Genomic DNA, 25,579 nt, shown 5'->3' with positions numbered 1-25,579 from the left:
CTGACGTTGATTTGTAGCTCCTTGATCTAACGTCTTACTTTGGCCGCTGCGTTTGCAGCGGCCTTTTTTATTGGAATTTTTTTACATGGCAGGTAGCGAAGGCTTCCTACAAAACAACAAGAAAGCCACTACAAAACTCGCTTACAGGCGCTGCTACCTTGCTGTGAATGGACGATTACGATTCACACAACAAGGTAGTTAAATCATGTTCCCAACCAACAACAACTATCGCGCAAAGGCTTATAACAGCCGCATTCGCTTCTTGGTCCTGCATTACACCGCCGCCAACTTTGCCAGTTCGATTGGCGCACTGACCGGGCCCAATGTCAGTGCCCACTACCTCGTTCCGGATATCAGCGACATTACCTATATCAAGGCCGGCTTCAGCGACCAGCAGATCTTCGGCCTGGTCGATGAAAACCAACGGGCCTGGCATGCCGGGGTCAGCCAGTGGGCTGATCGCAGTAACCTGAACGACACCGCCATCGGCATCGAAGTGGTCAACCAGGCCACCGACAACCAGGGCAAGTTCACCTTCCCGCCGTATCACCCCCAGCAAATAGCCGCCATTGAGCAACTGGCAAAAGACATCCTCAAGCGCTACCCGGACATCACTCCGCGTAACGTCGTGGGCCACTCCGACATTTCCATCGGCCGCAAAAGCGACCCCGGCGCGGCATTCCCCTGGCATGCGTTGTACTTGAAAGGTGTGGGGGCCTGGTTCGATGAGCGACAGCGCGACGCCTTCCTGCGCCAATACAAGGATTCAGGAGTGCCGAACCGTGCGACGTTGCTGGACCAGTTCAAGAAGTATGGCTACAACACTTCGCAAGCCACTAACGAGTCGGGCTTCCAGCAACTGGTGCGGGCGTTTCAGTTGCACTTTCGTGCCGAGAAGTATGACGGCGTGATGGATGCACAGACCGCAGCGAATCTGGCGGCGCTGCTGCGTAAATACGCGCCCTGAGCAATCCCTCCCGTAGTTGAGACAGAGCGCAAGCCGCCAGCCTTGCGCTCGATTCTTGCCCGCTTACAACGAATACTTCTGCAAATTGCCCATCATTTCCTTCAGCGCTTCAATGTTGTCTTTGGGGTGCGCCGCGCCTTCGAAGTCGCAAATCTGCTGCCAATGCGCCGCCACATCCTCAGGCGAGAAACCCTCCCGCGGATCAAACCCCGCCCCCAGGCTGCGCTCCCATCGCACTTTGCCCATCCAGCCGCCGCCGACTTCAAACAGCCCCGAGGTTTCCTGGCAGTTTTCGCTGGCCAGGTACACCACCAGCGGGCTGACCAACTCCGGCTTAAGTTGTTCGAACACTTGCGGCGGGATCAGGCCTTCGGTCATGCGCGTGCCGCCGGTGGGGGCGATGGCGTTGACCAGGATGTTGTTCTTGCGCCCTTCGATGGCCAGGGTCCGGGTCAGGCCATAGAGCCCGAGCTTGGCCATGCCGTAGTTGGACTGGCCGAAGTTGCCGTAGATACCCGAGGTGGATGCGGTGAAGATCACCCGCCCGTAGTTTTGCTCGCGCATGTGCGGCCAGGCGGCGCGGGTGACTTTGTAGGCACCTTCGACATGCACCCGGTAAACCAGGTCCCAGTCGCTGTCGTCCATTTTATGGAAGGTCTTGTCCCGCAGGATTCCGGCGTTGTTGACTACCACGTCGATCCGGCCAAAGGCATCGAGGGCGTGCTGGACGATTTTTTCGCCATCGGTCACCGAGTCATGGTTGGCCACGGCAGTGCCGCCGGCCTCACGAATCTCTGCCACCACGCGGTCAGCGGCCGAGGCGTTGGCGCCTTCACCCTGCGCGGAACCACCCAGGTCGTTGACTACCACCCGGGCACCCTGCCTGGCGAACAACAGTGCATGGGCCCGTCCCAGGCCGCCGCCCGCACCAGTGACGATCACGACTTTATCTTCGAAGCGCACAGACTCATTCATTACCCAACTCCAGCAGGCCAAGGACAGTGAGGCCGAGTGTCAGGCACGAGGCCTGGGCTCACAATCAACTGGGCTGGGGCTGAATGGTGCGCGATAAGGCACGGGGATGATTGCACGGCAGGCGCTCATCGAACCGCAAGGCTTGGTTAACTGGAAGTCACCTCAGGAACAGGCAATTTTCAACGCCGGGGAGTCCTGCTGGTCACGAAACGCCAAGTAGTGCTTGAGCACCTGCACCGGGGCTTCGATCTGTGGGTAATGACCAATCCCGGGCAAGAGCACGGTATCGGCATCTGCGATCAGTTGCCGATAACGCTCGACCATGTGGGCACCGGAAACCGGGTCGACTTCGCCGTCGATCACCCGCAACGGTACTTCGCCCGATTGCATGGCTTTGAGCCAGCGATCGCGCTGTACGCGGCGCTGGGGCACGTACTGGATCAGCTTGTGCATGATCCGCGTCCCGCGGTTGTTGTCGATCAGGCTCCAGAAATCGTCCAGCTCGCTTTCGCTGGGCCGGGTCTGCGGGCCGAAGATCTGCCGGAAGCTCTTGACCAGGGCATCCCGGGTAAAGGCACGACCGATCATCCAGCCCAAGGGGCTGAGCAACAGCTTCTGCATCAGTACCGGACGGTGCGTCTCGGGAAACAGGCCGCCATTGAGGAACACACAGCTGGCGATGTTGCTGCGCGCCTCAGGGTGCCTGGCGAGCAACTCCTGGGCGACGCTGTCGCCATAGTCATGGGCCAGCAGGTGCACCGGTTGATCGATGCCCAGGTGTGCCAGCAACGCCTGCTGCAAGTCGGCCTGCTCCAGCAGGCAGTATTCATGGCCCACGGGTTTGGCCGAATCGCCGAAGCCCAGCATGTCGCAGGCAATTACTCGATAACGCTGGGCCAGGGGCTGCCACAGGTAGTGCCAATCCCAACTGGCGGTAGGAAAGCCATGGATAAGCAGTAAGGGCTCACCCTGTCCGGCCACCCAGTAGCGAATGGTCTGACCCCGGAATACAAAGCTCTGGCCGCGTTTGCGCCAGACGCACAGTGGAATCTCGGCGAGTGGCATTAGAGTTTATAACCCGGGTCTTGTTTATCGAGTTTACGCAGCAGCGCCGGCCAGGCCAGCGCGCCTCCCATTCCTTGTGCACTTTTGGTCACGCCGGCAATCATCGCCTTGGCCCCCGCGAGGATCTGCGGCTCGATGCTGATCAGCTCGGCGCCACCGTTCTGCGCCAGCACCTGGATATCGCAGGCCCGCTGGAAGGTAAACATCATCAGAAACGTATCGGCGATGGTGCCGCCACAGGTCAACAACCCATGGTTGTGCAGCATCAGGAAATTCTTGTCACCGAGGTCGGCCTGCAACCGCGCCTTTTCCTCGTGATTGAGCGCCACCCCTTCGTAGGCGTGATAACCCAGGCTGGAAAGGACAAACAAGGATTGCTGGCTGATCGGCAGCACGCCTTGTTTTTGCGCCGAAACGGCCACGCCAGCTGCGGTGTGGGTATGCAGGACACAGACCACATCGTGACGCACTTCGTGCACGGCGCTGTGAATGGTGTAGCCGGCGGGGTTGATCTCGTAGGGACTGTCCATCAGCTTGTTGCCGGCCTGGTCAACCTTGACCAGGCTCGAGGCGGTGATTTCGTGAAACATCATGCCAAACGGATTGATCAGGAAATCTTCGGTGCCGGGGACCTTGGCCGAGATATGCGTGAAGATCAAATCATCCCAGCCATGTGCGGCTACCAGGCGATAACAGGCGGCCAGGTCCACTCGGGCCTGCCACTCGGTGGCACTGACCTGGTCTTTCACGCTCTGGCTTGACTGGACGGGGGCTACGCTCACGGCAAGGACCTCTGGTTTTTATTCTTTTGGGGGTGTCAAAGCAGTCTAGTCAGCTGCCGGGATTCGGGTAGTTGCATTGGCAGCCAGCTTACTGACCCAACGAGTCAGTTGGCTTTCAAGCAAAATCCACAGTGCAGTGAGTCACAGTATGTGCGTCAACAATGGCGCCGCGAACAGGTTCATCAAGCCCGTCAGGACCATCACCAACCCCGCCACCGAACCTTCTTCGCCGCCCACCTCATGGGCGCGACTGACCCCGGCGCCATGGGCCCCGACCCCGAACAACGCGCCGCGGGCCAAGGCGCTGCGCAGTGGCAACCACTTGAGCAGGATCCCGCCGAGCATGGCGCCAAACACTCCAGTGAACATGACGAACACCGCCGTCAGCTCCGGTACGCCCCCCAGGTCGTGGGCCAGCGGCATGGCGAATGGCGTGGTGATCGAACGCGGCAGCAGCGACAGGGTCACCGAACTGTCCAGCGCCAGGAGCCGAGCCAGGCCAAACGAGCTACCCATCGACGCGGCGCTCCCGGCCAGCATCCCCACCAGCAACGCCGACCAATGCCGCGCCAGCAACTGACGCTGCTGCCAGATCGGCACCGCGAACGCCACGGTGACTGGCCCCAGCAACGCCATCAACCAATGGGTATTTTGCGCATACTCGCTATAGGCCGTGTGCAGCGGTACCGCCACCAGCAGCAACAGCACGGGCACCAGGATCAGCGGCGACACCAGGTAACGTCCGCTGCGTCGATACAGCCAGCGACTCAATACATAGGCGGCCAGGGTAAAGACCAACCAGAACAGCGGCATCCACTCACTTCTCATGAGCCAGCCTCCAGCGGCAGACCCATTCGACCGTGAATGCCGTCACCAGCATGACCAGCAGGGTACTGAGCGCGATCACCACGAGGATCCGCCAACCTTCATCGCGCAATAGGCCGCCATAGTCGAGCAAACTCATCAAGGCTGGAATGAAAAACAGCAGCATCTCGGCCATCAACAGCCCGGCCCCCATTTGCAACGCCGCCGGCTTGACCCACCCCAGGGCAAATACCAGCAGCAACAATGCCAGGCCCATCACCCCGCCCGGGATCGGCCAGGCCAACCATATGGCCAACTGACATCCGAGTAGATAAATAGCCGACAACACCAGCAGTTCAGCGAGCAGGCGGGCGAGTTTTTTAGCGCGTGTTACGTTCATCGGTTGGCTCCTCACAGGAAGCCATTTTAAAGAGCGGGCTGTCATCACCGAAGCGAATTGTTAGACTCAAGACTATTCCAAAATGGAATCAGATCATGGAATTCAAACAACTGCGCAGCTTCATTGAAGTCGTTCATCAGGGCGGCTTCACCCAGGCCGCCAAGACCTTGCACATCAGCCAATCGGCGGTCAGCAAACAAGTGGCACAGCTGGAGCACAGCCTGGGCACGCTGCTGTTGGAGCGACTGGGGTCACAGGTGCGGTTGACGGCGGCCGGCACGGTGGTCCTGCAACGCGCCGAGGGTATGCTGCGCTTGCGCAATGAACTGCTCAGCGAACTCGACGACCTGAGCGACCTGCGCCGTGGCGAACTGCGCCTGGGCCTGCCGCTGCTGGGCAGCGATGCGCTGTTCGCTGGTTTGTTCGCCGAGTACCGGCGGCGTTATCCGAACATCAGCGTGCAGTTGCTGGAAGGCGGCAGCCTGAACATTGAGCAGGCAGTGCTCAGCGGTGAACTGGAACTGGGCGGCAGCCTGCTGCCCCAGGACCCGCAGTTCGCCTGGCAACCGTTCTGCGACGAACCCCTGGATGCGCTGTTGGCGGCGGACCATCCATTGGCCGGCAAGACCAGCCTGCGCCTGGAAGAACTGGCCGACACTCCGTTCCTGCTGTACCAGCGCAGTTTTGTGCTCAATGAACGCTTGCTGCAGGCGTGCCAGCAAGTGGGCTTTACCCCCAAGGAGGGCGGGCGTAGCGGGCAGGCGGATTTTCTCGTGGCCCTGGTGGCCGCGGGACAAGGCGTGGTGCTATTGCCACGGGTGGTCGCCCGTGGGCTGGTCCGCCCGGGCGTGGTGCGCCTGGGATTGCAGGCGCCCCGTGAACTGCGCTGGGATATTGCGTTTATCTGGCGTCAGGGCGCCTATCTGTCGAAAGCCGCCCAGGCTTGGCTCGCGTTGTTGCGCGAGTTTCCGGTCAGCCGCGCAGAGCCGTGATCAACTGCTCCAACCAAGGCTCGGCATCACTTTCCGGGGTCACGCTTTCACTGGCGTCCAGGCGCAGCATTGGCAGCACTTCGCGCACGCCCAGTTCGCCGAACAATTCACGCAGTTGTTCACCGCCGCCACAAAAAGTATCGCCGTAGCTGGCATCGCCCAAGCCGATCACCGCCCCGGGCAAGCCACGCCAGGCGCCTGGCAGTTGATCACGAATCATCGAATACAGCGGTTGCAGGTTATCCGGCAACTCGCCCATGCCAGTGGTGGAGGTCACCGCCAGAAAGGCTTCGGGGGCAAATGCCTGAAGTTCGTCGAGGGTGGCACGCGGGCTATACAAGGTCTGAAAACCTGCCGCGTCGAGAAGTTTCGACGCGTGCCGGGCAACTTCTTCTGCCGTGCCGTACACCGAGCCGGAAATGATGGCGACTTTCATCAAACTGATCCTGCACCTGAGTCAAAGACCGAGATCTTAACAGCAGACGACAAAAAACCGCGATTGACTCTCATCGACACCGAGGGCAAGTGGACAGCCGAGCAACCTGTCTTAGAATGCAACGCATTACACAACACAGAAAGGACTCGCCCGATGATCAATGCGCAATTGCTGCAACTGGTGATCAACGCGTCAAACGACGGCATCGTGATCGCAGAAAAGGAAGGCGAAGATAACATCCTGATTTACGTGAACCCGGCCTTCGAAAAGCTCACCGGTTACAGCGCTGACGAAATCCTCTATCAGGACTGTCGTTTTCTCCAGTCTGGCGATCGAGACCAGGCCGGCTTGGCACCGATTCGCGAAGCCCTTCAAAATGGCGGATCCTGTCGAGAGATCCTGCGAAACTATCGTAAGGATGGCACTCCATTCTGGAATGAGCTGTCACTTTCAACGGTCTACAATGAGAATGACAAGCAGACCTATTTTGTCGGTGTACAAAAAGATGTCACCACCCAGGTCAAGGCGTTGCAGCGCGTGGCGCAACTGGAGGCGCAGTTGGCAGCCGCTCAGGCTGAGTTACAGGCAATGAAAACGACCAACGGTCAGAACCTGTAAGCGAATTAGCGGTCACTAACTACAATCACCAGTGACTTTGTAACTATATCTTTCGAGCTAGCCATGCAGCACGATGCCCTCCTCACCCAGGATGAGCTGGATTTTATCCAGACCATGCAACATAACCCGCAGCTCAACGTGCGTGATGCGACGTCGAGCCTGCTGGTTAATGGGGGTTCGCAAATCCGTGACCTGCTGACACGCCTGGCGGCCAACGAACAGGTGACTATCCAGGCACAGTTCGAAAACCAGCAGATGACCTTCCCGCTGCACCTGGTGGAAGATGAGTTCCATGCGCTGCATCTGCGCCTGGGCGTACCGAGCATTTATGAAAGCGGGCCGAAGGTGCGACCTTGGCGCCTGCCCCTGGAAGAGCCGGTTGCCCTGGAAAACGCCAAAGGCCAGGCGGGTACACTGTGGGTCCACGAAGTGTCGTTCAAGGGCATCTTGCTCGAGGTGCGCAACCGGACCAAACCGCCGAAGAGTTTCGCACTGTGGTTCAGCCCTTCTGGTTATGAGCGCATTGCCTTGCGCGGCACTTTCGAGCGGCAGACCGAGCAGGGTTATTACGCCTACCAACTCAACCAAGGCAACTCGGTCGAAACCGAGCGCCTACGCCAGTACATCCTTCAGCAACATCGCCTGACCCACCCCGCCATGCACGTCTGAATTTCAGGTATCCAGCGTTCCGCCAAGAAAATGCTGCAGGCGCTGGCGCATCAAGCCACCTTCATTGCCCAGGCAACCGATAGACGAACCGGCCAGGCTGTCCTGCGCCAGCTCCGACGCATCGCCGCACAACAACAGACGACACTGCAGGCTCATCGCCAGCCGATTCAGACGCCGGGCAAAGTCAGCGGCCGGCGCCCGATTGGAAACCAGCACCAGCACCTCGGGCCGGATTTTCTCACAGACCAGGGACAGCTCCTCGAAAGGCTTGCCCAGCGCCAGTACCCGGACGCCCACCGCGCCACCGCTCAGGAACAATGCCGCCAGTAGCAACTCCAGCTCATGGCAATGGCCTTCGATTGCCGCCACCGCAGCCCGAACCGGCTGTGAGCCGCGCAACATAATCAGTCGTTGCAGCACCCGTGACCGCAGGAAGGCGTCGAGCATCACCCATTCACTGGTTTGCCCGAAGGTCTCCTTTTGTTGCAGCGCCTGAGTCCACAGCGGCATAAAAATGTCCTGGAACACCACATCCAATGAATAAGTGGAGAACACTTGGCCGTAGATCCGCGCCAGTTCCAGATCATCATAATTGCTCAATGCCGTGCGAATCTGGACCTGCCACTGGACATAGTCAGCCTGGACCAACGGGTCCGGAACAATGCTCGACAACGCCTGCGCGGCCTGGCTCCTGGCCAGAAGCCGGGCGATCTTGCTGACCGCCACCCCCCGAGCGATCCAGCTCAGAATGCTGCGAATCTGCTCGATATCGGTCAGGGAATACAGTCGATGCCCGCTTTCGGTGCGCACTGGCTGGATCAAACCGTAGCGTCGCTCCCAGGCACGCAACGTCACTGGGTTCACGCCGGTCAGGCGTGCCACTTCACGAATGGGGAACATTTGCGCTTGGCTGGTGGCATCAACAGCCTGCAACGGCTCGGGAGACTCAGTGATGACGGGCATCGGTGCGTAGACATCCATTTCAAGTTGGATCCATTTTATCGCGCAAGCATGGACGATGTTCAAGTACTGCCTGATCGACGAAGGTCACTGGCGTATTTCGCAAAATCAGGAATAATCCTTGCTTGTTGTAACCCAGCCCTCCACCCCGGGCTGAGTTTGGCGCGCCTCCTACCCGGAATCGCGCCCCCGTTTTATGGAGATACATAATGTCTACCTCACCTGTCACCTTGATGGTGGCGCGCCGCGTTGCCAGCGGACGCTATCAGGAACTGATCGCCTGGTTGCGCGAAGGCGAACAACTGGCCACTGACTTTCCCGGCTACCTGGGCTCCGGCGTACTCGCTCCGCCGCCTGGTGATGACGAATTCCAGATCATTTTCCGTTTCGCCGACGAACCGACCCTGCACGCCTGGGAGCACTCCGCCTCGCGCACGGCCTGGCTAGGGCGTGGCAGCGAACTGTTTGCCCATCCTTCGGAACATCGAGTCAGCGGCATCGATGGCTGGTTCGGCGCCGCCGGCCAGCGCCCGCCGCGCTGGAAACAGGCTGTCGCCATCTGGCTGGCATTCTTTCCGGTCTCGCTACTGTTCAACTTTGTCCTGGGCCCATTGCTCAGCGACCTCGACATGCTGCCCCGGGTGTTCATCAGCACCCTGGCCCTGACCCCCTTGATGGTCTATTTCTTCATCCCGCTGTCGACTCGCCTGCTGGCCAGTTGGCTGAGCAGCACGCCCGCACCGTCGTTGCCGGCCGAGGCGACTGCGCAAAACCGCTAAAAGGGGCATGGCTCGTGCAGTCGCTGGTATAGTTTTGCCATACCCGCGATGCGAGCCATTCATGACCTCCTCCCCCGCCCCGATCCTCATCACCGGCGCCAGCCAACGCGTCGGCCTGCATTGCGCGCTGCGGTTGCTGGAGGCCGGGCAGCCGGTGATCATCAGCTACCGCAGCGAGCGCCCGGGCGTACAAACCCTGCGCGACCTGGGGGCAACCGCGCTGTTTGGTGACTTTTCCACGCAAGCCGGAATCCTCGCCTTCATCGCCGAGCTCAAGACTCACACCCAGCAACTGCGGGCCATCGTGCACAACGCCTCGGCATGGACTGCGGAGACTGCCGATAACGAAGTCGCTGCCTTCACCCAGATGGTCAATGTGCACATGCTTGCGCCTTATCTGATCAACCTGCAGTGTGCCGAGATGCTGCGGCGCTCGAGCCCCGCCGATATCGTGCACATCAGCGACGACGTCACGCGCAAGGGCAGCAGCCAGCACATCGCCTATTGCGCCAGCAAAGCCGGGCTCGATAGCCTGACCCTGTCGTTCGCCGCCAAGTACGCGCCGCACATCAAGGTCAACGGCATCGCTCCCGCCCTGCTACTGTTCAACCCCGACGACGACGCGGCGTACCGCGCCAAGGCCTTGGCCAAGTCGGCGCTGGGCATCGAACCCGGCAGCGAAGTGGTCTACCAGAGCCTGCGCTATTTGCTGGACAACCCCTATGTCACCGGCACGACCCTGACCGTCAACGGCGGACGGCACGTCAAATAGGCCGCCCCCGCGAGGATGTTCCATGCCATTGTCCCTGCCCCAGAATTACCGCGAGATCCTCATCGGTCTTGGCGAAGACCCAGACCGCGAAGGCCTGCTCGATACCCCGGCCCGCGCGGCCAAGGCCATGCAGTATCTGTGTCATGGTTACGCGCAAAGCGTCGATGAGATCGTCAACGGTGCCTTGTTTGCCTCTGACAACGATGAAATGGTGATCGTCGACAACATCGAGTTGTACTCACTCTGCGAACATCACTTGCTGCCCTTCATCGGCAAGGCCCATGTGGCTTATATTCCTACCGGCAAGGTACTGGGCCTGTCGAAGATCGCCAGGATCGTCGACATGTTTGCCCGGCGCCTGCAGATCCAGGAGAACCTCACCCGGCAGATTGCCGACGCCGTGCAGCGCGTGACGGGGGCCGCCGGCGTTGCGGTGGTGATCGAGGCCCGGCACATGTGCATGATGATGCGCGGCGTGGAAAAACAGAATTCGACCATGAACACCTCGGTGATGCTCGGCGCCTTCCGCGACTCGAGCAACACCCGCCAGGAGTTCCTGCAATTGATTGGACGGAGCAAGTAGCAATGCCACAACTTCAACCAGGAATGGCCCGCATCCGGGTCAAGGACCTGTGCCTGCGCACCTTCATCGGCATCAATGAAGACGAGATCCTCAACAAGCAGGACGTGCTGATCAACCTGACGATCCTCTATGCGGCACAGGAAGCGGTGCGCGATAACGACATCGACCACGCGCTAAACTATCGCACCATTACCAAGGCGATCATCGCGCACGTGGAAGGCAATCGTTTTGCCCTGCTCGAACGCATGACCCAGGAATTGCTGGACCTGGTGATGGCCAACCAAAGCGTGCTGTACGCCGAGGTCGAAGTCGACAAACCCCACGCCCTGCGTTTCGCCGAGTCGGTGTCGATTACCCTCGCAGCAAGCCGCTAGCTTCAAGCGGCAAGCTGCAAGCGCTAAACTTGCCGCCACCGCCATCCAACTTGCAGCTTGAAGCTTGCCGCTTGAAGCTGTCTCGCAGAGACCGCCATGACCGAACAACAACGCCTGGAACTCGAAGCCGCCGCCTTTCGCCGGCTGGTTGCCCACCTGGACAGCCGCAAGGACGTGCAGAACATCGACCTGATGAACCTCTCGGGTTTCTGCCGCAACTGCCTGTCCAAGTGGTACAAGGCTGCGGCCGACGATCGCCAGATCGACGTCAGCCTCGATGACGCCCGCGAAGTGGTCTACGGCATGCCGTACGCCGAGTGGAAAGCCCAATACCAGCAAGAAGCCAGCGCCGAGCAGCAAGCCGCGTTCGCCAAAGGAAAGACCCATGACTGACCTGAACACCCTGCGCGCCAGCCTCAAGACCGGTGAACATGCATTTGCCCAGACCCTGGCCTTCATCGGCGCGAACTACGACTACCAGCCGCAAGCCTTCAATAACGGTGGCGTGGAAAACGCCGCCGGACAGAACGAAGGTTCGTGCAAGACCCTGGGCCTGGCTGTGCTGGAAGGCTTGAGCGATGAAGAAACCCTGCTGGCATTCGGTGAGCACTACCGTGCTGTGCTGGCCACCCCAGAGGGCAGTGACCACGGCAATATCCGTGCGCTGATGATCCATGGGTTGGCGGGGGTCAAGCTCTCGGCACAACCGCTGGCACGGCGCTGACTGCACCGCTGGAGCTTTTTCAGCGCTACAAAAAAACCGGCCGAAGCCTAATGCCGATCAGTTAAGCCCTTTTGTAGGAGCGGGTGCCCGCTTGCGGCTTGCTCGCGAAGAACTCAACGGCGCCGCGTTTATACTGAATACACGCGTTATCGTTGACGTTTTTCGCGAGCAAGCTCGCTCCTACAATTGACAGCGTCGCTTAACTGATCGGCATTAGGCCGAAGCCGGTTTTTTCATGCCCAAAGAATCAAGCGTTCTTCAGGTTATCCAGGTAACGCTCTGCGTCCAGTGCGGCCATGCAGCCAGCACCGGCGGAGGTGATGGCCTGGCGGTAGACGTGGTCAGCCACGTCGCCGGCGGCAAAGATACCTTCGATGCTGGTGGCAGTGGCGTTGCCGTCACGGCCGCCCTGCACAACCATGTAGCCGTCCTTGAGGGTCAACTGGCCTTCGAACAGCGAGGTGTTCGGGGTGTGGCCGATGGCGATGAACACGCCGTCGACTTTCAACTCGTCGAAGCTGCCGTCGTTGTTCTTCAGGCGCGCACCGGTCACGCCCATGTTGTCACCCAGCACTTCGTCCAGGTTGGAGTTGAGCTTGAGGATGATCTTGCCTTCGGCCACACGGGCGTTCAGCTTGTCGATCAGGATCTTCTCGGCGCGGAAGGTCTCGCGGCGGTGCACCAGGGTCACGGTGCTGGCGATGTTGGCCAGGTACAGGGCTTCTTCCACGGCGGTGTTACCGCCACCAACCACAGCGACCGGCTTGTTGCGATAGAAGAAACCATCGCAGGTAGCGCAGGCCGAAACGCCCTTGCCCATGAACGCTTCTTCCGACGGCAGGCCCAGGTAACGCGCACTGGCGCCGGTGGCGATGATCAGCGCGTCACAGGTGTAAGTGCCGCTGTCGCCAGTCAGGGTGTAAGGCTTGGCTGCGAAGTCGACGGCATTGATGTGGTCGAACACGATTTCGGTCTCGAAGCGCTCGGCGTGCTCTTTCATCCGCTCCATCAGCGCCGGGCCGGTCAGGCCATGGACGTCGCCAGGCCAGTTGTCGACTTCGGTGGTGGTGGTCAGTTGACCGCCAGCCTGCATGCCGGTGATCAGCAGCGGCTTGAGGTTGGCACGGGCGGCATAGACCGCGGCGCTGTAACCGGCAGGGCCGGAACCGAGAATAATCACTCGCGAATGACGTACATCAGACATGACTCACTCCTATCGACCGGCCGGTATTACCTGGCGCGGGTGCCGGATTGCCGGCTGGAATAAAAAAGGACCGTGACAGCACTTGGGGAAGTGCATCGCGCGACAGTCCTGAAAAATAATGGGTGCAGCGTATCGAGGAGGCGAAGATTAAGGAAATACCGTTTAACAATCCAGCTCATAGGCGGTCTCTATCTCCAAGCGGCCGATTTAACGGCGCCTTTGTTACAGTTAATGTCGATCCGCTTGCCACGCTTTCGCCTGTGGGGCAAAGCCGGTAAGGTCGGCGCGTTTTCCCCTTGCTCGGAGCACCTTATGCCCGCCCCCGTTCTGTCCGGCCCGCAATACCTGCGCGAAGGCCTCAAGCTGGTCCTGAGTCCCGGCCTGCGCTTGTTCGTGCTGCTGCCGCTGGCCATCAACCTGGTGCTGTTCGTCGGCTTGATCTACCTGGCCGGCCACCAGTTCAGCCTGTGGGTCGACACCCTGATGCCGTCGCTGCCCGACTGGCTGAGCTTCCTCAGTTATGTTCTCTGGCCAATGTTCGTGGTGTTGGTGGCGCTGATGGTGTTTTTCACCTTCACCCTGCTGGCCAACGTGATCGCTGCGCCCTTCAACGGCTTTCTTGCCGAGAAAGTCGAAGTGGTGGTCCGCGGCACCGATGACTTCCCGGCCTTCAGCTGGGGCGAACTGATGGCCATGGTCCCACGCACCCTGGCCCGGGAAATGCGCAAGCTGGGGTACTTCCTGCCCCGGGCGTTGGCGCTGTTCATTTTGTCGTTCATTCCGGTGGTCAACCTGATCGCCGCACCGCTGTGGTTGATCTTCGGGGTGTGGATGATGGCGATCCAGTACATCGACTACCCGGCAGACAACCACAAGCTGGGCTGGAACGAGATGCTCGCCTGGCTGCGGGAAAAACGCTGGCAGAGCATGAGCTTTGGCGGGATCGTCTATCTAGTGCTGCTGATTCCGGTGGTGAACATTCTGATGATGCCGGCCGCAGTGGCGGGGGCGACCCTGTTCTGGGTGCGTGAGCGCGGTGCGGAAAACCTGGTAACCAGCCAGGGCTGAGCCGGTCATCAATTCATCATCACCCTGACACAATGACGACATGACCCCAACTGACACTGGGGTCATGACGACAACTCTGCATATCACCCTGATCACCGAAACCTTCCCTCCGGAAATCAACGGCGTGGCCAATACTCTGGGCCGCTTGTGTGATGGCCTGCGCGCCCGTGGGCACCAGGTCGAACTGGTGCGCCCGCGCCAGGACGGCGATCAGGCCCTGGCCAGCGACGACGCCCTGCTGCTCTGCCGCGGCTGGCCGCTGCCGGGATATCCGGGGTTGCAGTGGGGTCAGTCGTCGATGCACAAACTGCTCAGGCGCTGGAAACGCCAGCGCCCGGACGTGCTGTACATCGCCACCGAAGGCCCGCTGGGCCTGTCGGCCCTGCGGGCAGCGCGGCGCCTGGGGATCTCGGTGGTGAGCGGTTTCCACACCAATTTCCAGCAATACACCAGTCAGTACGGTCTCGGTTTGCTGACCCGGATGCTGACGCATTACTTGCGCTGGTTTCATAACCGTTCGACGCTGACATTGGTGCCGAGCATCAGTCAGCGACTGGAACTGGAGCGCCGGCATTTCGAGCGCCTGGCGCTGTTGTCCCGGGGCGTCGACAGCCAGTTGTTTCATCCGACCAAACGGCTGAACGCCTTGCGTGAGCAATGGGGCCTGGCTGAGGGAGACATCGCGGTCATGCACGTCGGTCGGCTCGCCCCCGAAAAAAACCTTGGCCTGCTCAAACGTTGTTTCGAAAAGCTGTGCAGTACTTATCCACAGCGCAATCTGAAATTGATCGTGGTCGGCGACGGGCCGCAACGCGCGGCACTGGAAAAGGAGCTGCCGCAGGCGATCTTCTGTGGCTCACAGCGCGGTGAGGCCTTGGCGGCGCACTATGCGTGCGGGGATGTGTTTGTGTTTCCGAGCCTGACCGAAACCTTCGGTAATGTGGTGCTGGAGGCGCTGGCCTCCGGTCTGGGCGTGGTGGCTTATGATCAGGCCGCGGCGGCGCAGCATATTCGCCATGGCTACAACGGCGTGTTGGCGATGCCGGGTGATGAAGAGGCGTTCTGCGATGCGGCAGCGTGGTTGCTGGAGGAGGATGAAACCCTGCGCTGCGTGCGCCTGAATGCGCGACAGCACGCGAGCCGCCAGGGTTGGGCGGCGATCATCGAGCAGTTCGAAGACCAATTGCGCGGGGCCTGTCAGGTCCCCGCGCCAGAGAAGGTTGCGGTGGCGCTTAAACCAGCGTCATCAACGCTTCGCGACTGAACGGCAGAATCTCGCCTTCACGGCCATCGCGGACTTTCTGCGCCCAGTCCGGGTCAACCAGCAGCGCCCGCCCTACCGCCACCAGATCGAACTCATCGTTGTTCAGGCGCTCCAGCAGGTTTTCCAGGCTGGCCGGCTGCGCCACCTTGTCAGTGTTGACCATGAACTGCAGGAATTCGCCGTCCAGGCCCACGCTGCCCACGGTGATGGTCGGCTTGCCGGTCAGCACGCGAGTCCAGCCGGCCAGGTTGAGGTCGGAACCGTCAAACTCCGGCTCCCAGAAACGCCGTGTCGAGCAATGGAAAATGTCCACACCAGCGTCGGACAACGGCTTGAGGAACTCACCCAGCGCCTCGGGCGTCTGCACCAGGCGCGCGGTGTAGTCCTGCTGCTTCCACTGGGAGAAACGGAAAATGATCGGGAATCCTTCGCCGACCGCTGCCCGCACCGCCTGGATCAATTCGATGGCAAAGCGCGAGCGGTTGGCCAGGCTACCGCCGTACTGATCGGTACGCTGGTTACTGGTCTCCCAGAAGAACTGGTCCAGCAGGTAGCCGTGGGCGCCGTGGATTTCCACGCCGTCCATGCCGATGCTCTGCGCATCCTTGGCGGCCTGGGCGAAGGCAGCGATTACTTCCTGGATATCCTGTTCGGTCATGCCGTGCACCACGACCTGGCCGTCCTTGAGCTTTTCCGACGGACCATAGCCCGGAACACTGGCGTCCGGCTCGGTGCCGATGCGCCGCACGCTACCGACGTGCCAGAGTTGCGGAACGATCTTGCCACCTTCGGCATGCACCGCGTCCACGACCTTTTTCCAGCCGGCCAAGGCCGCTTCACCATAGAACTGCGGAACGTTCGGGTAACCGTTGGCCGCCTTGTGGCCGACCGTGGTGCCCTCGGTGATGACCAGGCCCACGCCAGCCGCCGCGCGACGACGGTAGTACTCGATGACTTTCGAGTTCGGCACGCCGCCCGGGGAAAATGAACGGGTCATGGGTGCCATGACCACACGGGTCGGCAATTGCAGGGTACCCAGGGAAAACGGCTTAAACAGGGCTTGTACAGGCATGCGGCACTCCACAGGGATCCAAGGTTTATGACGGGGATAATATGGAGTGAGCGCGCGCTTGAATAGCACTATTGATTGCAGTGATTAAGGACCAAAAGATAGGAAATATTGTAGGAGCGAGTGCCCGCTTGCGGCTCGCTCCTACAGGGGGGAGATATCAGCTCAGCGCTTTTTCAATCGCCTGAACGACCGCAGGATCATCCGGTGCCGTACGCGGCGAAAAACGCGCCAGCACCCGGCCGTCCTTGCCCAGCAGGAATTTTTCGAAATTCCAGGTGATGTCGCCAGGAAACTCCGCACCCTCGCCCGCCAGCAGACGGTACAACTGATGGCGCTCATGGCCGTTGACTTCCAGCTTGCTGGACAACGGAAAGCTCACGCCGTAGTTGAGGCTGCAGAAATCCTTGATCTCGTCTTCAGTGCCCGGCTCCTGGCCGGCGAACTGGTTGCAAGGCAAGCCCAGCACGCTGAAGCCTTGGCCTTTGTACTGCTGGTAGAGGCTTTCCAGGGCGGCATATTGTGGGGTCAAACCACACTTGGAGGCCACGTTGACCACCAATACGACATGCCCTTTGAAGGGCGCCAGCGGTAACGCCTGGCCGTCCAACGCTTTTAAAGTAAGGTCGTGAAAAGCACTCATGATGAACTCCAGATATCCCGTGTTTTTCTCGAAACGCCCTTCAACCGCACTCTCGCCCGGCGCCCTTTAACCGGCGCCGACTAAAAAGGCGCCCAAAGGCGCCTCTCCAGATACCTGAGCTTAGCGCAGAAATCAGTGGTGATGACCACCTTCGCCATGGACGTGACCATGGGCGACTTCTTCTTCGCTGGCGTCACGGATGTCGATGATCTTCACTTGGAAGTTCAGGCGCTGGCCGGCCAACGGGTGGTTGCCGTCAACGGTCACGTCGTCGCCGTCCAGGTCACGGATGGTGACGATCTGCATTTGGCCGTCTGGCGCGGAAGCGTGGAACTGCATGCCCACTTCCAGTTCGTCGACGCCTTCGAACATGCTGCGGCTCAGGGTGCTGACCAGCTCGGCGGCGTATTCGCCGTAAGCGTCTTCAGGTTCAACAGCTACGGTCAGTTCGTCGCCGACAGCTTTACCTTCCAGGGCTTTTTCCAGGCCTGGAATGATGTTACCTGCGCCTTGCAGGTAGACCAGCGGCGCGCCGCCGGCGGAGCTGTCGATGACCTCACCAGCGTCGTTGGTCAGGGTATAGTCGATGGAGACAGCCTTATTGGCGGCGATCAGCATGGGGCGAGACCTTTTGCAGAAGAATAAAGAATGGACAAGTTTAGCGAAGCAAACGCCCGAAAGCGAACGGAACCCTGACCAACGGCCCGCTTCGAAAGCTTCGATCATTACCGGTTTCCATCTGGACGAGGATGGGCACTGGGTGGCCGAGCTGTCCTGTGGTCATACCCAGCACCTGCGCCACCAGCCTCCCTGGCAATCCCGGGCCTGGGTCCTGGACCCGTTGCAGCGCCAGGAAAAAATAGGCCAGGCCTTTGATTGCGGTTGGTGCGCTCAAGGCCCGGTTAGCGATAACCTTGGCGTCTGAAATTTCGGTAGGAGGCCAGTCATAGGCCTTCACCTTGCCATGCACCTCTAGAGAATCCGCATGCAAACTTTTTTTATCGCACCCACCGATTTTGGTGTGGGCCTGACTTCCATCAGCCTCGGGCTGGTGCGTACCCTGGAACGTGCTGGGTTGAAAGTCGGCTTCTTCAAACCGATTGCCCAGCCGCACCCCGGCGACACCGGGCCTGAACGCTCCACCGAACTGGTGGCCCGTACCCATGGCCTGAAGCCGCCTCAACCGTTGGGCCTGGCGCATGTCGAGCGGATGCTCGGCGACGGCCAACTGGACGAACTGCTGGAAGAAATCATCACCCTGTACCAGCAAGCCGCCGTCGGCAAAGACGTGCTGATCGTCGAAGGCATGGTGCCGACCCGCAGCGCCAGCTATGCCGCCCGGGTCAACCTGCACCTGGCCAAAAGCCTGGATGCCGAGGTGATCCTGGTCTCGGCGCCGGAAAACGAAGTGCTCACCGAACTGTCCGGGCGCGTCGAGTTGCAGGCGCAACTGTTCGGCGGCCCGAAAGACCCGAAAGTCCTCGGCGTGATCCTCAACAAGGTCAAGACCGAGGAAAGCATGGAGGCCTTCGCCGCGCGCCTGAAAGAACACTCGCCGTTGCTGCGCAGCGGTGACTTCCGGCTGCTCGGCTGTATCCCGTTCCAACCGGAGCTCAATGCCCCGCGTACCCGCGATGTGGCCGACCTGATGGGCGCGCAAGTGCTCAATGCCGGCGACTTCGAAACCCGGCGCATGACCAAGATCATCATTTGTGCGCGGACCATGCGCAACACCGTGGAGCTGCTCAAGCCCGGCGTGCTGGTGGTGACCCCGGGGGATCGCGACGACATCATCCTGGCAGTCAGCCTGGCGGCGATGAACGGCGTGCCGCTGGCCGGCCTGCTGCTGACCAGTGACACCCTGCCCGACCCGCGCATCATGGACCTGTGCCGCGGTGCATTGCAGGCCGGCTTGCCGGTGCTGTCGGTGAGCAGCGGCTCCTACGACACCGCCAACCAGTTGAACGGCCTGAACAAGGAAATCCCGATCGATGACCGCGAGCGCGCGGAAATCATCACCGACTTCGTCGCCAGTCACCTCGACGCCAACTGGCTGCACCAGCGCTGTGGTACGCCGCGAGAAATGCGCCTGTCGCCCGCGGTGTTCCGCTACCAGTTGATCCAGCGCGCCCAGGCAGCCAACAAGCGCATCGTCCTGCCCGAGGGCAGCGAGCCTCTGACCGTGCAGGCGGCAGCCATCTGTCAGGCCCGCGGCATTGCCCGATGCGTGTTGCTGGCCAAACCGGCGGACGTCGAGGCTGTGGCGCGCGCCCAGGGCATCGAGTTGCCGCCTGGCCTGGAGATTCTCGACCCGGACCTGATCCGCGACCGGTATGTCGAACCAATGGTTGCTCTGCGCAAGACCAAGAGCCTCAACGCGCCGATGGCCGAGCAGCAACTGGAAGACACCGTGGTGATCGGCACCATGATGCTGGCGCTGGACGAGGTCGACGGGCTGGTGTCCGGGGTCATTCACTCCACCGCCAATACCATCCGCCCTGCCCTGCAACTGATTAAAACCGCACCGGGCTGCACCTTGGTGTCCTCGGTGTTCTTCATGCTGTTTCCAGAGGAAGTGCTGGTCTACGGCGACTGCATCATGAACCCGCACCCCAGCGCCAACGAGCTGGCGGAAATCGCCCTGCAAAGCGCCGACTCCGCCGCCGCCTTCGGCATCACGCCACGGGTGGCGATGCTCAGCTACTCCAGTGGCGACTCGGCCAGCGGCGAAGAAGTGGAGAAAGTACGCGAGGCCACGCTATTGGCCCACGAAGCGCAAAATTCGCTGCTGATCGACGGGCCGCTGCAGTACGACGCCGCCGCCAACGCAGACGTCGCGCGACAACTGGCCCCCAACAGCCAGGTAGCCGGGCGCGCCACGGTGTTCATTTTCCCCGACCTCAACAGTGGCAACACCACCCACAAGGCCGTGCAGCGCAGTGCCGATTGCGTCAGCCTCGGACCGATGCTGCAAGGCCTGCGCAAACCAGTGAACGACTTGCCGCGCGGCGCGCAGGTCGACGACATCGTCTACACCATCGCCCTGACCGCGATTCAGGCCGCCAACCGACCTATGGATCTCTAAATGCTGGATTTTCTCCCTGGCGCCGTGCGTGGCGTGATCGCTGCGCTGCTACTGGCACTCAACACCCTGCTGTTGTGTTCGTTCCTGTTCTGTGTGGCGATCTTCAAGGTCCTGCCGTTCGCCCTCACCCAGCGGTTCACCGCCTGGCTGATGAACCACACCCATGAGGCCTGGATCAGCAACAACAAAGCCTGGATGCGGCTGGTCTGCCGCACCCGCTGGCACCTCAGCGGCCTTGAAGGCCTGGACTACCAGCACTCGTACCTGATCACCAGCAACCACCAGAGCTGGGTCGACATCATGGTGCTGCAGTACCTGTTGAACCGGAAAATCCGCCCGCTGAAATTTTTCCTCAAGCAGGAGTTGATCTGGGTCCCGGTAATTGGCCTGGCCTGGTGGGCCCTGGGCTTTCCGTTCATGAAGCGCTACTCCAAGGCCTACCTGGAAAAACACCCGGAGAAGAAAGGCAAGGACCTGGAAACCACCCGCAAGACCTGTGCGAAATTTCGCAACAATCCGGTGGGCATGTTCAACTTTGCCGAGGGCACGCGCTTCACCGAGGCCAAGCACAAACAGCAGCAATCACCGTTCCGCTACCTGCTCAAGCCCAAGGCCGGCGGGATTGCCTTTGTGCTGGACGCCATGGGCGAGCAGCTTGAATCAGTGGTCAATGTGACCATTCACTACCCCGCCGGGCGCCCGGGTTTCTGGGACCTGCTGTGTGGCAACGTGAAGGAGGTGGTGGTGCATTTCCAGGAGCTGTCGATCCCGGCGCAGTTCATTGGCAAGAACTACGAGCAGGATGGCGCCTACCGCCTGCAGTTCCAGGGCTGGATCAACCAGTTGTGGGAAGACAAGGATGCGCTGCTCGCGCAGATGCATCGGGAATATCCGGCAAACTAATCGGGTGCCTGTTCTGACCTCATCGCGGGCAAGCCCGCTCCCACAGGTTTCGCGTACACCACATACCTTGTGGGAGCGGGCTTGCCCGCGATGGGGTCAGAACAGACACAAAAAAGCCCCCAGACAATCACTTGTCTGGGGGCTTTTCCTTGCAGCTTGAAGCTAGAAACTTGCCGCTGCTCCTGTCTTAGATCGCGCCGCGGCTACGCAGCAGATCCAGCACCTGTTTGACGCTGTCTTCCAGCGACAGCGCCTGGGTGTCGACTACCAGGTCGGCGTCCAACGGCACGTCGTACGGGAAGGACTCGCCCGGGATGTTATCCCCGGCCGCCGCATACAGGCCCTGTGGATCACGTTCGGCGCAGACCGCCGGCGAAGCCTGGACGTAGACCGTCAGCAGACGGTCCTTGCCGATCAGGTCCTTGGCCTGCTCACGACCTTCGGAACTCGGCGCCACGAAGGCCGCCAGGGTCAGCAGGCCGGCTTCGTTGAACTGCCGGGCAACATGCGCCGCACGACGCCAGTTCTCGGTGCGCCCGGCGCGATCCTGCGGCAGGCCTTTGTTGAGGTCGTGACGCAGGTTCTGGCCATCGAGCACGAACACCGCACGGCCCATGTCGAACAGCTTGCGCTCGACCGCATAGGCCAGGGTGCTCTTGCCCGCGCCCGACAGGCCGCTGAACAGCACGGTGGCCGGCTGCTGGCCGAAGCGCTGGGCACGTTCTTCTGTGGCCACGTGCGCCAGTTTGCCGTGGTGGGTAGCACTGCCGTGCGCCACCGGTTGGGCGACGATCATGCCGGCGCCCACGGTGCCGTTGGTCAAGCGGTCGATGATGATGAACGCGCCGGTGGTGCGGTTGCTTTCGTAACCGTCGAGGGCGATCGGCGCATCGAGCGCGATCCTGACCTTGCCGATTTCGTTCAGTTGCAACGCACTGGCCGGGCCTTCTTCCAGGGTGTTGACGTCGACCTTGTTGACGATGCTGGCAATGGAGCCCGGCACGTAGCTGGTGGCGCGCTTGATGTCGTACTTCTTGCCCGGCAGCATCGGTTCTTCAGCCATCCACACCAGCATGGCTTCGAAGCTGTCGGTCACCGGCGGCACGTTGTCGGCATGTACCAGCAGGTCGCCACGGGAGATGTCGATCTCGTCTTCCATGGTCAGGGTGACCGCCTGGCCAGGACCGGCGTGCTCCAGCTCACCTTCGAAGGTGACGATGGATTTGACGCGGCTGCTCTTGCCCGAAGGCAGGACCACGATTTCGTCGCCTTTCTTGACGATACCGCTGGCCAGGGTGCCGGCGAAACCGCGGAAGTTCAGGTTGGGACGGTTGACGTACTGCACCGGGAAACGCAGGTCGGTGAAGTTACGGTCGCCCGCCACTTCAACGGTCTCGAGGATTTCCATCAGCGACTGGCCGGTGTACCACGGCGAACGCTCGGACTTGTTCACCACGTTGTCGCCCTTGAGGGCTGACATCGGCACAAAGTGCATGCTGGTGGGCTTGAGCTTCAAGCCTTCGGCGAACTGCAGGTAGTCGGCCTTGATCGACTCGAACACGCCCTGGTCGAAGTCCTTGAGGTCCATCTTGTTGATGGCCACGACGATGTGCTTGATGCCCAGCAGGGATGCGATGAAGCTGTGGCGACGGGTCTGGGTCTGCACGCCGTAGCGGGCGTCCACCAGGATGATCGCCAGGTCACAGGTCGACGCGCCGGTGGCCATGTTGCGGGTGTACTGCTCATGGCCCGGGGTATCGGCAATGATGAATTTGCGTTTGGCGGTGGAGAAGTAGCGGTACGCGACATCGATGGTGATGCCTTGCTCGCGCTCAGCCTGCAGGCCGTCGACCAGCAATGCCAGGTCGATATCGTCACCGGTGGTGCCGACTTTCTTCGAGTCGCGGGTAATGGCTTCCAGATGGTCTTCGTAGATCATCTTGGAGTCGTGCAGCAGGCGCCCGATCAGGGTGCTCTTGCCGTCATCGACGTTACCGCAGGTCAGGAAACGCAGCAGTTCTTTACGTTCGTGCTGGCCCAGGTAGGCGAGGATGTCCTCGCTGATCAAATCAGATTGATGCGACATGACAGCCCCTTAGAAATAACCTTGACGTTTTTTGTCTTCCATCGAGCCGGCGCCATCGTGGTCGATGACACGGCCCTGGCGCTCGGAAGTTCGCGTCAGGAGCATTTCCTGAATGATGTCCGTGAGGCTTTCAGCCTCGGACTCCACCGCGCCCGTCAACGGGTAGCAACCAAGGGTACGGAAACGCACTTTCTTTTTGACGATGCGGGCTTTGTCTTCATCGCTCAGGTGTTCGAGGATGCGCTCGTCGTCGATCATGATCAGCGTGCCATTTTTCTCGATGACCTCGCGTTCAGCGGCGAAGTACAGCGGCACGATCGGGATGCCTTCCAGGTAGATGTACTGCCAGATATCCAGCTCGGTCCAGTTCGACAGTGGGAAGACGCGGATCGACTCGCCCTTGTTGACCTTGCCGTTGTACACGTTCCACAGCTCGGGGCGCTGGTTTTTCGGGTCCCAGCGGTGCTTGCTGTCGCGGAACGAGTACACGCGCTCCTTGGCGCGGGATTTCTCTTCATCGCGGCGCGCACCACCGAAGGCGGCGTCGAAACCATGCTTGTCCAAAGCCTGTTTCAGGCCTTCGGTCTTCATGATGTCGGTGTGTTTGGCACTGCCGTGGGTGAATGGGTTGATGCCCTGCGCAACACCGTCCGGGTTGACGTGGGTGATCAGGTCCAGGCCCAGCTCGGCGACCATTTTGTCACGGAAGCTGTACATCTCCTGGAATTTCCACTGGGTGTCGACGTGCATCACCGGAAACGGCAGCTTGCCCGGGAAGAACGCCTTGCGTGCCAGGTGCAGCATCACGGCGGAGTCTTTACCGATGGAGTACAGCATCACCGGGTTATCGAACTCGGCGGCCACCTCGCGGATGATGTGGATGCTTTCCGCCTCCAGCTGTTTCAGATGCGTCAGTTTGTCGACCATGGCTACTCACGAAAACTTTCTTATGAACGGCCACCGGGCCGTGTTCGAGCGGGGAATCCTAGCACAGCGACCCCTTCTAATCAGGACGCCAACTAGATCGAAAGGGTATATCAATATACCGTCGCGTTCGGGTGATCCGCGCCCCCTGTAGGAGCGAGCTTGAACTGGCCTAATGATTCTGGACACTTCAATCGGGCGCTATGATGGCGCCCAAATCTGAGGCGTCTATGGAAATGCGTAACTCCTACTCCAACGAGTTCAAACTCAAAGCTGTGCTTATGGTGCTTGATGAGGGGCTAGCTGTCCCAGATGTCTGCGCCAGCCTGAACATCGGACCTACCGCATTACGTCGTTGGGTCGATCAAGTCCGCAAGGAGCGTCTGGGTTCAACACCGGTGGGGGCGAAAGCTATTACGCCTGAGCAAAAAGAGATTCAGGCGCTTAAAGCCCTGCTCAAGCAAAAAGATCGGGATATCGAAATCCTAAAAAAGGCCAGTGCTCTCCTGCTTATGGACTCCAAAGATCATTTCCGCTGATCAGCGAGCTAGGCGAGCAGTACGGCATTAGTGATTGTTGTCGTGTATTTGAAGTTAATCGAAGCAGTTTTTACGTCTGGCGTCAGCGTCAGGGCCGATCGAATCCTGAACGCGAGAAGCTCATCGTTGTTTTGATCAAGCAACACAAGGAGTCGAGGGGCTCTGCCGGTGCTCGGACTCTTTCCAAAGAACTGCAAGCAAAGGGACATCGCGTGGGGCGCTACATGGCTCGCAGCCTAATGAAAGAGGCCGGTATCGTCAGTCGTCAGCGGCGCCGCCACAAATACAAATCTTCGGGCGTAGAGGCCTTGGTGGCGCCTCACGAGCTCAAGCGCAAGTTTGATGTCTCGGCGATCAATCAAGTCTGGTGCGGGGACGTTACCTACATTCAGATCGGTAAGCGTTGGCTGTATTTCGCGGCGGTTCTGGATTTATTTGCACGCCGCCTCGTGGGGTGGTCATTTTCACTGATATCCGATGCCACATTGACGTGCGAAGCGTTACGCATGGCGGTTGAGCTGCGAGGACGCCCCAAAGAGGTGTTGTTTCATTCCGACCAGGGATGCCAGTACACCAGTCACAAGTTCAGGAATGAGTTGGTGGCACACAGGATCAACCAGAGCATGAGTCGCAAGGGGCAATGTTGGGACAACGCCCCAATGGAGCGCTTCTTTGGCAGCCTGAAATCAGAATGGATGCCTGAAGGCGGATACAGCTCGGAGCAGGAAGCCCGAGCTGATTTGCAGCAATACGTGATGCGCTACAACAACTCCAGGCTCCACAGCTACAACGACTATCGCTCGCCGGTAGCCATGGAAAAAATGGTCGCGTAGAAAACCTAAACATGTGTCCAGAATTACTTGACCAGTTCAGCTTGCTCGCGATGAACCTGAG

At 60.2% G+C, this 25,579-nt stretch carries 30 protein-coding genes; 17 read left to right on the top strand and 13 right to left on the bottom strand.

From position 1 onward, the window contains the following. Positions 1-205 precede the first annotated feature (205 nt). On the top strand, positions 206-967 hold the full coding sequence (locus PspS04_RS04350; RefSeq protein WP_159993814.1) for an N-acetylmuramoyl-L-alanine amidase: 762 nt from the start codon (positions 206-208) through the stop codon (positions 965-967). Between the two features lie 63 nt (positions 968-1,030). On the opposite strand, the gene PspS04_RS04345 is transcribed toward PspS04_RS04350, so the two are convergent. The 5 genes from PspS04_RS04345 to PspS04_RS04325 all read right to left on the bottom strand — a co-directional run bounded on the left by PspS04_RS04345 (position 1,031) and on the right by PspS04_RS04325 (position 4,993). After that, positions 1,031-1,942 (bottom strand): SDR family oxidoreductase, encoded by a 912-nt coding sequence (locus PspS04_RS04345; protein WP_095169390.1) that lies wholly within the window; start codon positions 1,940-1,942, stop codon positions 1,031-1,033. Positions 1,943-2,104: 162 nt separating this feature from the next. Continuing rightward, positions 2,105-3,007, bottom strand: coding sequence for an alpha/beta fold hydrolase (locus PspS04_RS04340; protein ID WP_159993812.1), 903 nt, complete (start codon positions 3,005-3,007; stop codon positions 2,105-2,107). Beyond that, positions 3,007-3,789, bottom strand: coding sequence for a class II aldolase/adducin family protein (locus tag PspS04_RS04335; RefSeq protein WP_095169388.1), 783 nt, complete (start codon positions 3,787-3,789; stop codon positions 3,007-3,009). The genes PspS04_RS04340 and PspS04_RS04335 overlap by 1 nt, the downstream gene beginning before the upstream one ends. 141 nt (positions 3,790-3,930) lie before the next feature. Continuing rightward, positions 3,931-4,617 carry an LrgB family protein gene (locus PspS04_RS04330; RefSeq protein ID WP_095169387.1) on the bottom strand — a complete coding sequence of 229 codons (687 nt, stop codon included), beginning with the start codon at positions 4,615-4,617 and terminating at the stop codon, positions 3,931-3,933. Next, the gene (locus PspS04_RS04325; protein WP_159993810.1) at positions 4,607-4,993 is read right to left on the bottom strand and encodes a CidA/LrgA family protein; all 387 of its coding nucleotides are present in this window, start codon (positions 4,991-4,993) and stop codon (positions 4,607-4,609) included. The genes PspS04_RS04330 and PspS04_RS04325 overlap by 11 nt, the downstream gene beginning before the upstream one ends. 95 nt (positions 4,994-5,088) lie before the next feature. On the opposite strand from PspS04_RS04325, the gene PspS04_RS04320 reads away from it, so the two are divergent. Continuing rightward, positions 5,089-5,985 carry a LysR family transcriptional regulator gene (locus tag PspS04_RS04320; protein WP_095169385.1) on the top strand — a complete coding sequence of 299 codons (897 nt, stop codon included), beginning with the start codon at positions 5,089-5,091 and terminating at the stop codon, positions 5,983-5,985. On the opposite strand, the gene PspS04_RS04315 is transcribed toward PspS04_RS04320, so the two are convergent. Then, entirely contained in the window at positions 5,966-6,421 is a 456-nt protein-coding gene (locus tag PspS04_RS04315; RefSeq protein ID WP_159993808.1) for a flavodoxin, read from the bottom strand. The two genes, PspS04_RS04320 and PspS04_RS04315, sit on opposite strands and share 20 nt — an antisense overlap. A gap of 153 nt (positions 6,422-6,574) precedes the next feature. Between PspS04_RS04315 and PspS04_RS04310 the strand changes: the two genes are divergently transcribed. After that, positions 6,575-7,039 (top strand): PAS domain-containing protein, encoded by a 465-nt coding sequence (locus tag PspS04_RS04310; protein ID WP_159993806.1) that lies wholly within the window; start codon positions 6,575-6,577, stop codon positions 7,037-7,039. A gap of 63 nt (positions 7,040-7,102) precedes the next feature. Then, positions 7,103-7,708, top strand: coding sequence for a hypothetical protein (locus tag PspS04_RS04305; protein WP_095169382.1), 606 nt, complete (start codon positions 7,103-7,105; stop codon positions 7,706-7,708). Positions 7,709-7,711: 3 nt separating this feature from the next. On the opposite strand, the gene PspS04_RS04300 is transcribed toward PspS04_RS04305, so the two are convergent. Beyond that, complete coding sequence (locus PspS04_RS04300) at positions 7,712-8,671, bottom strand: MerR family transcriptional regulator (RefSeq protein ID WP_159998734.1); 960 nt, start codon at positions 8,669-8,671, stop codon at positions 7,712-7,714. A 206-nt stretch (positions 8,672-8,877) separates the two neighbouring features. Between PspS04_RS04300 and PspS04_RS04295 the strand changes: the two genes are divergently transcribed. The 6 genes from PspS04_RS04295 (at position 8,878) to PspS04_RS04270 (ending at position 11,900) form a co-directional block, all read left to right on the top strand. Next, positions 8,878-9,447, top strand: coding sequence for an antibiotic biosynthesis monooxygenase (locus PspS04_RS04295; RefSeq protein WP_159993804.1), 570 nt, complete (start codon positions 8,878-8,880; stop codon positions 9,445-9,447). A gap of 61 nt (positions 9,448-9,508) precedes the next feature. Continuing rightward, positions 9,509-10,219 (top strand): dihydromonapterin reductase, encoded by a 711-nt coding sequence (folM, locus tag PspS04_RS04290; protein WP_159993802.1) that lies wholly within the window; start codon positions 9,509-9,511, stop codon positions 10,217-10,219. A 22-nt stretch (positions 10,220-10,241) separates the two neighbouring features. Then, positions 10,242-10,802, top strand: a complete 561-nt coding sequence (gene folE, locus PspS04_RS04285) for a GTP cyclohydrolase I FolE (protein ID WP_159993800.1) — start codon at positions 10,242-10,244, stop codon at positions 10,800-10,802. A gap of 2 nt (positions 10,803-10,804) precedes the next feature. Further along, complete coding sequence (gene folX / locus PspS04_RS04280; protein WP_027618555.1) at positions 10,805-11,176, top strand: dihydroneopterin triphosphate 2'-epimerase; 372 nt, start codon at positions 10,805-10,807, stop codon at positions 11,174-11,176. Between the two features lie 96 nt (positions 11,177-11,272). Continuing rightward, positions 11,273-11,569, top strand: a complete 297-nt coding sequence (locus PspS04_RS04275) for a DUF1244 domain-containing protein (RefSeq protein ID WP_095169378.1) — start codon at positions 11,273-11,275, stop codon at positions 11,567-11,569. Then, entirely contained in the window at positions 11,562-11,900 is a 339-nt protein-coding gene (locus PspS04_RS04270; protein WP_095169377.1) for a HopJ type III effector protein, read from the top strand. Before PspS04_RS04275 ends, PspS04_RS04270 begins: the two co-directional genes overlap by 8 nt. Positions 11,901-12,147: 247 nt before the next feature. Here the strand turns inward: PspS04_RS04270 and trxB are convergent, their stop codons facing one another. Further along, on the bottom strand, positions 12,148-13,104 hold the full coding sequence (trxB, locus tag PspS04_RS04265) for a thioredoxin-disulfide reductase (RefSeq protein WP_095169376.1): 957 nt from the start codon (positions 13,102-13,104) through the stop codon (positions 12,148-12,150). A gap of 312 nt (positions 13,105-13,416) precedes the next feature. On the opposite strand from trxB, the gene cysZ reads away from it, so the two are divergent. Both cysZ and PspS04_RS04255 read left to right on the top strand, forming a co-directional pair. Next, positions 13,417-14,172, top strand: coding sequence for a sulfate transporter CysZ (cysZ, locus tag PspS04_RS04260; RefSeq protein WP_095169375.1), 756 nt, complete (start codon positions 13,417-13,419; stop codon positions 14,170-14,172). Positions 14,173-14,212: 40 nt separating this feature from the next. Further along, positions 14,213-15,436, top strand: a complete 1,224-nt coding sequence (locus PspS04_RS04255) for a glycosyltransferase family 4 protein (protein ID WP_159993798.1) — start codon at positions 14,213-14,215, stop codon at positions 15,434-15,436. Here the strand turns inward: PspS04_RS04255 and PspS04_RS04250 are convergent. The 3 genes from PspS04_RS04250 to PspS04_RS04240 all read right to left on the bottom strand — a co-directional run bounded on the left by PspS04_RS04250 (position 15,405) and on the right by PspS04_RS04240 (position 17,766). Beyond that, positions 15,405-16,508, bottom strand: coding sequence for an NADH:flavin oxidoreductase (locus PspS04_RS04250; protein WP_159993796.1), 1,104 nt, complete (start codon positions 16,506-16,508; stop codon positions 15,405-15,407). The two genes, PspS04_RS04255 and PspS04_RS04250, sit on opposite strands and share 32 nt — an antisense overlap. Positions 16,509-16,665: 157 nt before the next feature. Next, positions 16,666-17,148, bottom strand: a complete 483-nt coding sequence (locus PspS04_RS04245) for a glutathione peroxidase (protein WP_095169372.1) — start codon at positions 17,146-17,148, stop codon at positions 16,666-16,668. Positions 17,149-17,280: 132 nt separating this feature from the next. Beyond that, positions 17,281-17,766, bottom strand: a complete 486-nt coding sequence (locus PspS04_RS04240) for an FKBP-type peptidyl-prolyl cis-trans isomerase (RefSeq protein WP_095169371.1) — start codon at positions 17,764-17,766, stop codon at positions 17,281-17,283. Here PspS04_RS04240 and PspS04_RS04235 point away from each other — a divergent pair. The 3 genes from PspS04_RS04235 to PspS04_RS04225 are packed head-to-tail and all read left to right on the top strand — an operon-like array spanning position 17,735 to position 21,136. Continuing rightward, entirely contained in the window at positions 17,735-18,073 is a 339-nt protein-coding gene (locus PspS04_RS04235; RefSeq protein WP_095169370.1) for a DUF3565 domain-containing protein, read from the top strand. The two genes, PspS04_RS04240 and PspS04_RS04235, sit on opposite strands and share 32 nt — an antisense overlap. Positions 18,074-18,133: 60 nt before the next feature. Next, the gene (pta, locus tag PspS04_RS04230) at positions 18,134-20,233 is read left to right on the top strand and encodes a phosphate acetyltransferase (RefSeq protein ID WP_159993794.1); all 2,100 of its coding nucleotides are present in this window, start codon (positions 18,134-18,136) and stop codon (positions 20,231-20,233) included. Continuing rightward, a complete protein-coding gene (locus PspS04_RS04225; RefSeq protein ID WP_159993792.1) occupies positions 20,234-21,136 on the top strand; it encodes an acyltransferase in 903 nt (300 codons plus the stop codon). Between the two features lie 187 nt (positions 21,137-21,323). Here the strand turns inward: PspS04_RS04225 and cysN are convergent, their stop codons facing one another. After that, positions 21,324-23,222, bottom strand: a complete 1,899-nt coding sequence (cysN, locus tag PspS04_RS04220) for a sulfate adenylyltransferase subunit CysN (RefSeq protein ID WP_159993790.1) — start codon at positions 23,220-23,222, stop codon at positions 21,324-21,326. A 9-nt stretch (positions 23,223-23,231) separates the two neighbouring features. Further along, entirely contained in the window at positions 23,232-24,149 is a 918-nt protein-coding gene (cysD, locus tag PspS04_RS04215) for a sulfate adenylyltransferase subunit CysD (RefSeq protein WP_060542996.1), read from the bottom strand. Positions 24,150-24,382: 233 nt separating this feature from the next. Here cysD and PspS04_RS27625 point away from each other — a divergent pair, with 233 nt between their 5' ends. Together PspS04_RS27625 and PspS04_RS04210 are read left to right on the top strand one after the other, a co-directional pair. Further along, a complete protein-coding gene (locus tag PspS04_RS27625; RefSeq protein WP_237234924.1) occupies positions 24,383-24,685 on the top strand; it encodes a transposase in 303 nt (100 codons plus the stop codon). After that, positions 24,682-25,518, top strand: a complete 837-nt coding sequence (locus PspS04_RS04210; protein ID WP_335929848.1) for an IS3 family transposase — start codon at positions 24,682-24,684, stop codon at positions 25,516-25,518. The genes PspS04_RS27625 and PspS04_RS04210 overlap by 4 nt, the downstream gene beginning before the upstream one ends. Positions 25,519-25,579 lie beyond the last annotated feature (61 nt).

Origin of the sequence: Pseudomonas sp. S04 (genome assembly GCF_009834545.1) — a bacterium.
Lineage (GTDB): Bacteria > Pseudomonadota > Gammaproteobacteria > Pseudomonadales > Pseudomonadaceae > Aquipseudomonas.
Note: the sequence above shows the minus strand (reverse complement) of the source record. Positions and strands in the feature narration are given on the sequence as shown.

Coding starts and splice junctions, on each gene's coding strand:
- folM (WP_159993802.1), top strand. CDS start 9,509: ATGACCTCCTCCCCCGCCCCGATCCTCATCACCGGCGCCAGCCAACGC.
- PspS04_RS04295 (WP_159993804.1), top strand. CDS start 8,878: ATGTCTACCTCACCTGTCACCTTGATGGTGGCGCGCCGCGTTGCCAGC.
- PspS04_RS04235 (WP_095169370.1), top strand. CDS start 17,735: ATGGAGACAGCCTTATTGGCGGCGATCAGCATGGGGCGAGACCTTTTG.
- cysZ (WP_095169375.1), top strand. CDS start 13,417: ATGCCCGCCCCCGTTCTGTCCGGCCCGCAATACCTGCGCGAAGGCCTC.
- PspS04_RS04320 (WP_095169385.1), top strand. CDS start 5,089: ATGGAATTCAAACAACTGCGCAGCTTCATTGAAGTCGTTCATCAGGGC.
- PspS04_RS04340 (WP_159993812.1), bottom strand. CDS start 3,007: ATGCCACTCGCCGAGATTCCACTGTGCGTCTGGCGCAAACGCGGCCAG.
- PspS04_RS04250 (WP_159993796.1), bottom strand. CDS start 16,508: ATGCCTGTACAAGCCCTGTTTAAGCCGTTTTCCCTGGGTACCCTGCAA.
- PspS04_RS04270 (WP_095169377.1), top strand. CDS start 11,562: ATGACTGACCTGAACACCCTGCGCGCCAGCCTCAAGACCGGTGAACAT.
- PspS04_RS04330 (WP_095169387.1), bottom strand. CDS start 4,617: ATGAGAAGTGAGTGGATGCCGCTGTTCTGGTTGGTCTTTACCCTGGCC.
- PspS04_RS04315 (WP_159993808.1), bottom strand. CDS start 6,421: ATGAAAGTCGCCATCATTTCCGGCTCGGTGTACGGCACGGCAGAAGAA.
- PspS04_RS04310 (WP_159993806.1), top strand. CDS start 6,575: ATGATCAATGCGCAATTGCTGCAACTGGTGATCAACGCGTCAAACGAC.
- pta (WP_159993794.1), top strand. CDS start 18,134: ATGCAAACTTTTTTTATCGCACCCACCGATTTTGGTGTGGGCCTGACT.
- cysN (WP_159993790.1), bottom strand. CDS start 23,222: ATGTCGCATCAATCTGATTTGATCAGCGAGGACATCCTCGCCTACCTG.
- PspS04_RS04305 (WP_095169382.1), top strand. CDS start 7,103: ATGCAGCACGATGCCCTCCTCACCCAGGATGAGCTGGATTTTATCCAG.
- PspS04_RS04240 (WP_095169371.1), bottom strand. CDS start 17,766: ATGCTGATCGCCGCCAATAAGGCTGTCTCCATCGACTATACCCTGACC.
- PspS04_RS04245 (WP_095169372.1), bottom strand. CDS start 17,148: ATGAGTGCTTTTCACGACCTTACTTTAAAAGCGTTGGACGGCCAGGCG.
- cysD (WP_060542996.1), bottom strand. CDS start 24,149: ATGGTCGACAAACTGACGCATCTGAAACAGCTGGAGGCGGAAAGCATC.
- PspS04_RS04255 (WP_159993798.1), top strand. CDS start 14,213: ATGACCCCAACTGACACTGGGGTCATGACGACAACTCTGCATATCACC.
- folX (WP_027618555.1), top strand. CDS start 10,805: ATGCCACAACTTCAACCAGGAATGGCCCGCATCCGGGTCAAGGACCTG.
- trxB (WP_095169376.1), bottom strand. CDS start 13,104: ATGTCTGATGTACGTCATTCGCGAGTGATTATTCTCGGTTCCGGCCCT.
- PspS04_RS04275 (WP_095169378.1), top strand. CDS start 11,273: ATGACCGAACAACAACGCCTGGAACTCGAAGCCGCCGCCTTTCGCCGG.
- PspS04_RS04350 (WP_159993814.1), top strand. CDS start 206: ATGTTCCCAACCAACAACAACTATCGCGCAAAGGCTTATAACAGCCGC.
- folE (WP_159993800.1), top strand. CDS start 10,242: ATGCCATTGTCCCTGCCCCAGAATTACCGCGAGATCCTCATCGGTCTT.
- PspS04_RS27625 (WP_237234924.1), top strand. CDS start 24,383: ATGCGTAACTCCTACTCCAACGAGTTCAAACTCAAAGCTGTGCTTATG.
- PspS04_RS04300 (WP_159998734.1), bottom strand. CDS start 8,671: ATGCCCGTCATCACTGAGTCTCCCGAGCCGTTGCAGGCTGTTGATGCC.
- PspS04_RS04225 (WP_159993792.1), top strand. CDS start 20,234: ATGCTGGATTTTCTCCCTGGCGCCGTGCGTGGCGTGATCGCTGCGCTG.
- PspS04_RS04345 (WP_095169390.1), bottom strand. CDS start 1,942: ATGAATGAGTCTGTGCGCTTCGAAGATAAAGTCGTGATCGTCACTGGT.
- PspS04_RS04325 (WP_159993810.1), bottom strand. CDS start 4,993: ATGAACGTAACACGCGCTAAAAAACTCGCCCGCCTGCTCGCTGAACTG.